Below are 5,241 nucleotides of genomic sequence, written 5' to 3' on the forward strand. Positions count from 1 at the left end.
CCGATCTGGCGGACATCAATCCAGTTTCCGGACCGAAGGGTATCGAGTGCCCGTTGAAGCGTTGCTCGGGAGCACGCGCATAGTTCAGCAAGCGTTTTTTGCGATACGACCACAGCATTATTGCGCCCCATGTGATGCACCAGCGTCATCATCACAGATGCAGCGCGAGGGTTTTCCATTCCTAACCGTGACCAGCGTTCTAATGCTGCTCGTTCGACCTGCACCCATGAGCCGGATGGAGCTGTTGTCACTCCTAATTCTCGAGTCTTCACCACATCACCCTATGCCTTCGCGCCTATGAGGCAGGGGTGCCTCATAGGTGAGAGAAAAAACACCCGAAAGAAAATATATCTGCTCACGCTATGAGCAGATTTCACTCAAATTCATTAGCTAAATTTTTCCAAAAATAAAATAAATATTGCCATTTAATGAGCAGATTTCACTCAAACCTGCCTCACCAGCTATGAGGCAGGGGTGCCTCATAGCTGGTGAGGCACCCCCCCTTTATAACATGCTGATAAACAACAACTTTTTTCGTTTCTCTTTCTATGATCTTAAGGGCCGTCCACGAAGCCCACGGGACGAGGCCCGCGAACGCCCTCGTGAGCGGTAGCGGGCCTCGGGTCCTGTGGACCCTCGGGGGCGGATCAGAGACCTTTTTAACGGGGAGTTATCCACACCAGACGCCTTCGGCGGCCTACGGCGCTCCCGCGCTGCGCTCGCTCTGGTGCTGCAAGGTCAGCAGAACCGAGCTAGATGGGATTTGCTCAAGGGGAAGGAGTGTGTGGGGACAGTCCATGTTTCCCGTCAGAACGCCAGATAGGCCGGAGAGACGCTAGGAACGAGCCACACGCCGTTGTCGGCCTGATAGAATGGAATCTTATTCCGAAACATCAGACCGGCCTCTACGGCCAAAATAACGGCCTTTCCGTGCCGCTCCCCGACACGCTGCGCCGTCTCCCGGTCGGCGGAAAGATGGACCATCTGGCGGCGGCCCGGTTTCAGACCCTCCCGAAAGATCGAGGGCAGATTGTCGCGGGCGGTGCCGTGCCAGAGCCGATCGGGCGGCTGGACGGCGGGTAGGTCGAGATCAATCGGGAGGGAATGACCCTGCGCGGCCCGGATGCGCTGACCGTCCGGGGAGAGGGTGAAGCGCCGCTTGTCGTTCGTCTCGACCACCCGTTGCAGGGTGGCGAGGTCAAACGGCTTTCCTGCCCGCTTCGCCAGCCGGATCAGGTCGGGCACGTTCGCCCAGCCCTGTCCGTCCAGCGTCAGGCCGATCCGTTCCGGTTCGTGTCGCAGGATAAGGGACAGCAGCCGGGCAACTTCTCCATCCTTCATCGTCAGTCCTCGAAGGGGGTTCAGAGGGGTCTCCCCTTGTCCGCTGTTTTTGGGTAGGGTCCCAAAAACGGATAGCGGGTATCCTTTTTATAAAAAGGATACCAACTTGTATCAAGTTAGTACGAGTTGTGGTGAAAAAATATGAAGGGCAAGTCTGGGTCTGTTCGGATGAAATCGCTCGATGCGTCTGGTCTGGCGGCGATGGGGCGACACGAAAAGCGCCTCGATTACGCTGGCAGCAAACGGGCCATCCGGGATGTTCCGCCGCTGGTTTACAGTCCGTATGGCGAGGGACTGGATCTCGAACAGAGCTATGCCGCTCATGTTGAAGGGACGAAGCGCAACAAGGGTGGACGCGCTCTGGCCCGGCACGGCTTCTTACAGTTCCCCACGGACCTGCCCATCACCCCTGAGAACGAACAACAGATGCTGGATGAGGCTGTGGCCTTCATCAACGCAACGCATGGGGGGCGGGCTGTTTTCCGGGCGCGACTGGACCGGGATGAAGCCGGACGGCATGGGGTCGATGTCTTCTTTGCACCAAAATACGAGAAAAAGACCCGGCGCGGGAAGCTGGTTGAGGACTGGATCAGCCTGTCCAAATTCGGCAAGGAACTGGCCCTAGAACGGTTCGGAGAGCGGCAGAAAAAAGAGAAAAGACCGGAATCCGGTCTTTTTGAGCTGGTCTTCGACACGACCGGTAAGCCCGTCATGGAGCGATGTGACAGCCCCGTTTTTCAGGGGCGGGCGCTTCAGGACTTATGGACCGAGCATCTTCGCGACAGGATGGGGCTGGAATGGGTCGAGCGGGGCAAGGCGAAAGTGGGCCGCGACCCGGATCGGCTGGAGCCGGAAGAATACAAGGTTGCCCAGGAGCGGGGAAAACTGGAATCCGCAAAAGCAGACCTGGTCAGGGAGATGGAAGCGCGAGAAGCCGCTCTTGTGGCTAGAGAGGCAGCCGTATCAGCCGAACATGCAAAGGCGGTGAAAGCTCACAAGGATGCAGCAGAAATTAAGGCCCGCAATAAGGCCCACAGGATGGCCTTACATGTGGGGATAGACGGATTTCTCAACGGGACGATTGAGCAGGTTGCGGAAGATGCGAAGGGGCTCCCGAGAGTCCGCTTGAACGAGAGGGTTCCGCAGCATCGGCGGACCTATGTCTGGGATCGAATTAAGAGCTTCCTCGGGGACGTGGTGAGGGTGCTGTTGCCGATCCAGACCCTCATGGTGGGCCTGAAAATCGAAATCGAGCGACGAAAGCAATTGGCTGATGCTGCGATAGCGGCGGCTCCGAAGGTGACACCGCCGCGTCTAGTGGGAGCATTGGCGATGCTCAACGCCTCCCGCACTGAAATCGAGGAGAACGAGAGGTGGAAGCACCCGGAAAATCCGGTGCCGTCAGAGCCTGACGAAATCGAGGACGATTGGGACGACAGCCATTCTCTCGGGATGTAGGCGTTTAGCCGCTAAATCTTCCTGTTTCATAAGCAAGCAGACAAGCTCGGCACAAAGCAGAACAGACCCGGAGTGAGCGCAGCGCGGGAGCGCCGTAGGCCGCCGAAGGCGTCCGGGTAAGCTTAGAGAGGAAATTGGCGGCGGGCGTGAACCACGTTGACGATCTCGATGCTGTTTGATGTCACGCGGTACAGGACAATGTAATTCGGGTGGGCCACGATCTCACGCAGGCCGGGAATCCGGTCGCTGGTTCGGTAGAGATAGGGATGCTCTGACAGGGGCAGAACGACCGTTTCCAGACGGATTTTCAGGCGGCGGGCGGCGCCGGGGTTTTCGGTGGCTATATCTGTGATGATCTGACGCAGATCGGCGCGGGCGGTATCACGCCAAACAACGGGGAACATCAGGCTGATTGGCGACGCTGTTCTGCGGCTGTGATGATCGCTTCCATCTCACCCATAACCTCATCATGGGGGATGGTCGGCCTTCCATCGGCCAGACTGGCGGCAACCTTAGTTTGAAGCCATGCGGTGTAGGCTGCTTCCTGTTCGACCGTCTCGAACTCGGAGACGATAGGGGAGAGTACTTCGCTCATCATGCTGCTCCGGTCGTTGAAGGGAATAGATTATAGTTTAGCTTTTGATACTACAGGTAGGTGGAGATTTTAGCCGCTAAAATCTCTTAGATTCATACTATTGGATAGTTTTAATAGTCATCATAAGGATCGTGTTGGTTTGTAGGGTTTATCTTCCAGTACCCGCTTTTGCTACCTCTTATTATTATATCTCTTTTCTCAAGATCAGAAATATAATTTCTAAAAGAAGATTTACTTATATTTGAATTTTTTGAGCATTCTTCGTATAGTGAGTTAACTTTTTTCTCATACCTTTCTTCTGAAAGGGTTTTAACAATCTTTGATTGAATTGTAATTTTAACTTTTGAATTTTTTCTTATGTATTTGCTTTCATTCTTTGTAGAAGAAAGCTCTCTTTCTATTAGGTCGTTAAGAAATTTTCTTTCTGAAGAAAGCTTATTTATTTTGTCATCTGTTTCCTTTAGTTCTTTTTTTAGCTTTTCTATAAATATAGAATCTTTTTTTTCCATTTTGTCCTCTTCGTCATTAACTAGGACAAAATATCATAATTTTGTCCTTTTTTGTGTAAGGAAATATAAGGAAATCTGCCATTTTTGGTCAAGAAAATAGCGTTGACTTAATAGGCAAAGAATGATACGTCTCTAAAGACGAGACGTATCATTCTTTGAATAAAATTTGTGTTTTTTCACGTAGTGAATGACAATTTTCGTGGTCTCACATATCTTCTTTCTAACGGAAGGTTTTTAGCGTCCATCGCTTTAACCGCATTGCTTTCTCTACGGGGTGGCGGCAACCGCCCCGTAGAAAACAAAACGGCGACTTCCCCTGAAGAAGCCGCCGCTATGCTAGCTACAAGCTATCAGATATGGTTTTCGATGCTGAAAACCACCATAAGAAGCCTACAAGCTGTCTGGACGATAAACGTCCATTTGCGGAAGGTGTTTTGCTCCACGGTTTAACCTTTCAGCGCCTCCTACGATTTGAATGCAGTCGGCAAACTGCAAGCTTCACAACGTCATGCTTCCGTTTTCAGGGCGTTAAACCGGCGTTGTTTCGGAACACGCCAGAGTAGTATAATGCATGTTTCTGCTGAGTGCAGAAAAATTCATTCTCTTGGTAAGATGAATGAGTGAAGTGATCCCATTCTGAAATAGCTATTTCTGCCAGAACCACCATTTGCGTGGTCGTGGTTCGGCCAGCTTCTGAGCTAATTCGCGCCAGTGATCGCGGTCAGCCTCGATGGTCGCCCGGAGCGTCCTTTCGGCTTCGAGTTCAGCCTTCACGCGCACCAGTTCGAGCGTCTCTTCGGCGATCGGAGCCGGGTGTGCAGGGGTGTGCATGGGGTGTGCATCGCTTTCTTCCTGCACAGTGTGCGCACACTGTGCAGGGTGTGCAGCGAGCCATGCGTTCAGATCGTCAGCTTTGATCCGCCACTGGTTCTTGTTGTCCCGAAAAGCCTGCAAATCTGATGATTTTATAGCCCGCATGATCGTCCAGCGGGAGACGTCAGCTACCTGTGCAGCCTGTGCAGGCGATAGGTGTGCAGGGGTGTGCGCGCTCACTGTGCTGGATCGTCGCGGCTGGTGGCGGGCAAGTCGGGTTCCAGACCATCAAGAGATGGTTGGGAAGGGGGCGGCATACCGGGGCCGGTCGGTAACTGGCGTTCGCCTTTGAACATGGCCGGGATGGATTCAAGGGGAGGGAGGTCGTCTAGGGTTTCGGCGTCTGGCTGTTCTGTGGCTGAGACCACGACCGCAGCATCGAATAGAGCGTAACGCTGTCCAGCTCTCGCCCCGGACCATGCAACCCTGCGGTTCACGATGTAGGCGTTGGCAGTACCGGTCGGG

At 53.5% G+C, this 5,241-nt stretch carries 7 protein-coding genes and 2 pseudogenes; 1 reads left to right on the plus strand and 8 read right to left on the minus strand.

Annotation, left to right across the window (positions count from 1 at the left end; translation table 11 throughout):
* Both GFJ39_RS13505 and GFJ39_RS13510 read right to left on the minus strand, forming a co-directional pair.
* Positions 1 to 179, minus strand: a 179-nt coding sequence (locus tag GFJ39_RS13505; protein ID WP_194285389.1) for a helix-turn-helix domain-containing protein, incomplete at its 3' end; no start/stop codon positions are given.
* Between the two features lie 628 nt (positions 180 to 807).
* Positions 808 to 1,341, minus strand: coding sequence for an RNA 2'-phosphotransferase (locus GFJ39_RS13510; RefSeq protein WP_153431936.1), 534 nt, complete (start codon positions 1,339 to 1,341; stop codon positions 808 to 810).
* Positions 1,342 to 1,509: 168 nt separating this feature from the next.
* On the opposite strand from GFJ39_RS13510, the gene GFJ39_RS13515 reads away from it, so the two are divergent.
* Positions 1,510 to 2,799 carry a hypothetical protein gene (locus GFJ39_RS13515; protein WP_153431937.1) on the plus strand — a complete coding sequence of 430 codons (1,290 nt, stop codon included), beginning with the start codon at positions 1,510 to 1,512 and terminating at the stop codon, positions 2,797 to 2,799.
* A gap of 122 nt (positions 2,800 to 2,921) precedes the next feature.
* Here GFJ39_RS13515 and GFJ39_RS13520 read toward each other — a convergent pair whose 3' ends face one another.
* The 6 genes and pseudogenes from GFJ39_RS13520 to GFJ39_RS14365 all read right to left on the minus strand — a co-directional run.
* Positions 2,922 to 3,203 carry a type II toxin-antitoxin system RelE/ParE family toxin gene (locus GFJ39_RS13520; RefSeq protein WP_153431939.1) on the minus strand — a complete coding sequence of 94 codons (282 nt, stop codon included), beginning with the start codon at positions 3,201 to 3,203 and terminating at the stop codon, positions 2,922 to 2,924.
* Positions 3,203 to 3,397: a type II toxin-antitoxin system RelB family antitoxin gene (relB, locus tag GFJ39_RS13525; RefSeq protein ID WP_228391971.1), complete on the minus strand. Its 195-nt coding sequence runs from the start codon at positions 3,395 to 3,397 to the stop codon at positions 3,203 to 3,205. Before relB ends, GFJ39_RS13520 begins: the two co-directional genes overlap by 1 nt.
* Before the next feature lie 107 nt (positions 3,398 to 3,504).
* Positions 3,505 to 3,903 carry a hypothetical protein gene (locus tag GFJ39_RS13530; RefSeq protein ID WP_153431941.1) on the minus strand — a complete coding sequence of 133 codons (399 nt, stop codon included), beginning with the start codon at positions 3,901 to 3,903 and terminating at the stop codon, positions 3,505 to 3,507.
* 645 nt (positions 3,904 to 4,548) lie between these two features.
* A complete protein-coding gene (locus GFJ39_RS14360) occupies positions 4,549 to 4,734 on the minus strand; it encodes a hypothetical protein (protein ID WP_228391972.1) in 186 nt (61 codons plus the stop codon).
* Positions 4,735 to 4,794: 60 nt separating this feature from the next.
* Positions 4,795 to 4,956, minus strand: a pseudogene (locus tag GFJ39_RS14570) (helix-turn-helix domain-containing protein); the annotation flags it as partial.
* Positions 4,953 to 5,241, minus strand: a pseudogene (locus GFJ39_RS14365) (helix-turn-helix domain-containing protein); the annotation flags it as partial. The pseudogenes GFJ39_RS14570 and GFJ39_RS14365, both read right to left, overlap by 4 nt.

This window comes from Gluconobacter aidae (assembly GCF_009547075.1).
GTDB lineage: Bacteria > Pseudomonadota > Alphaproteobacteria > Acetobacterales > Acetobacteraceae > Gluconobacter > Gluconobacter aidae.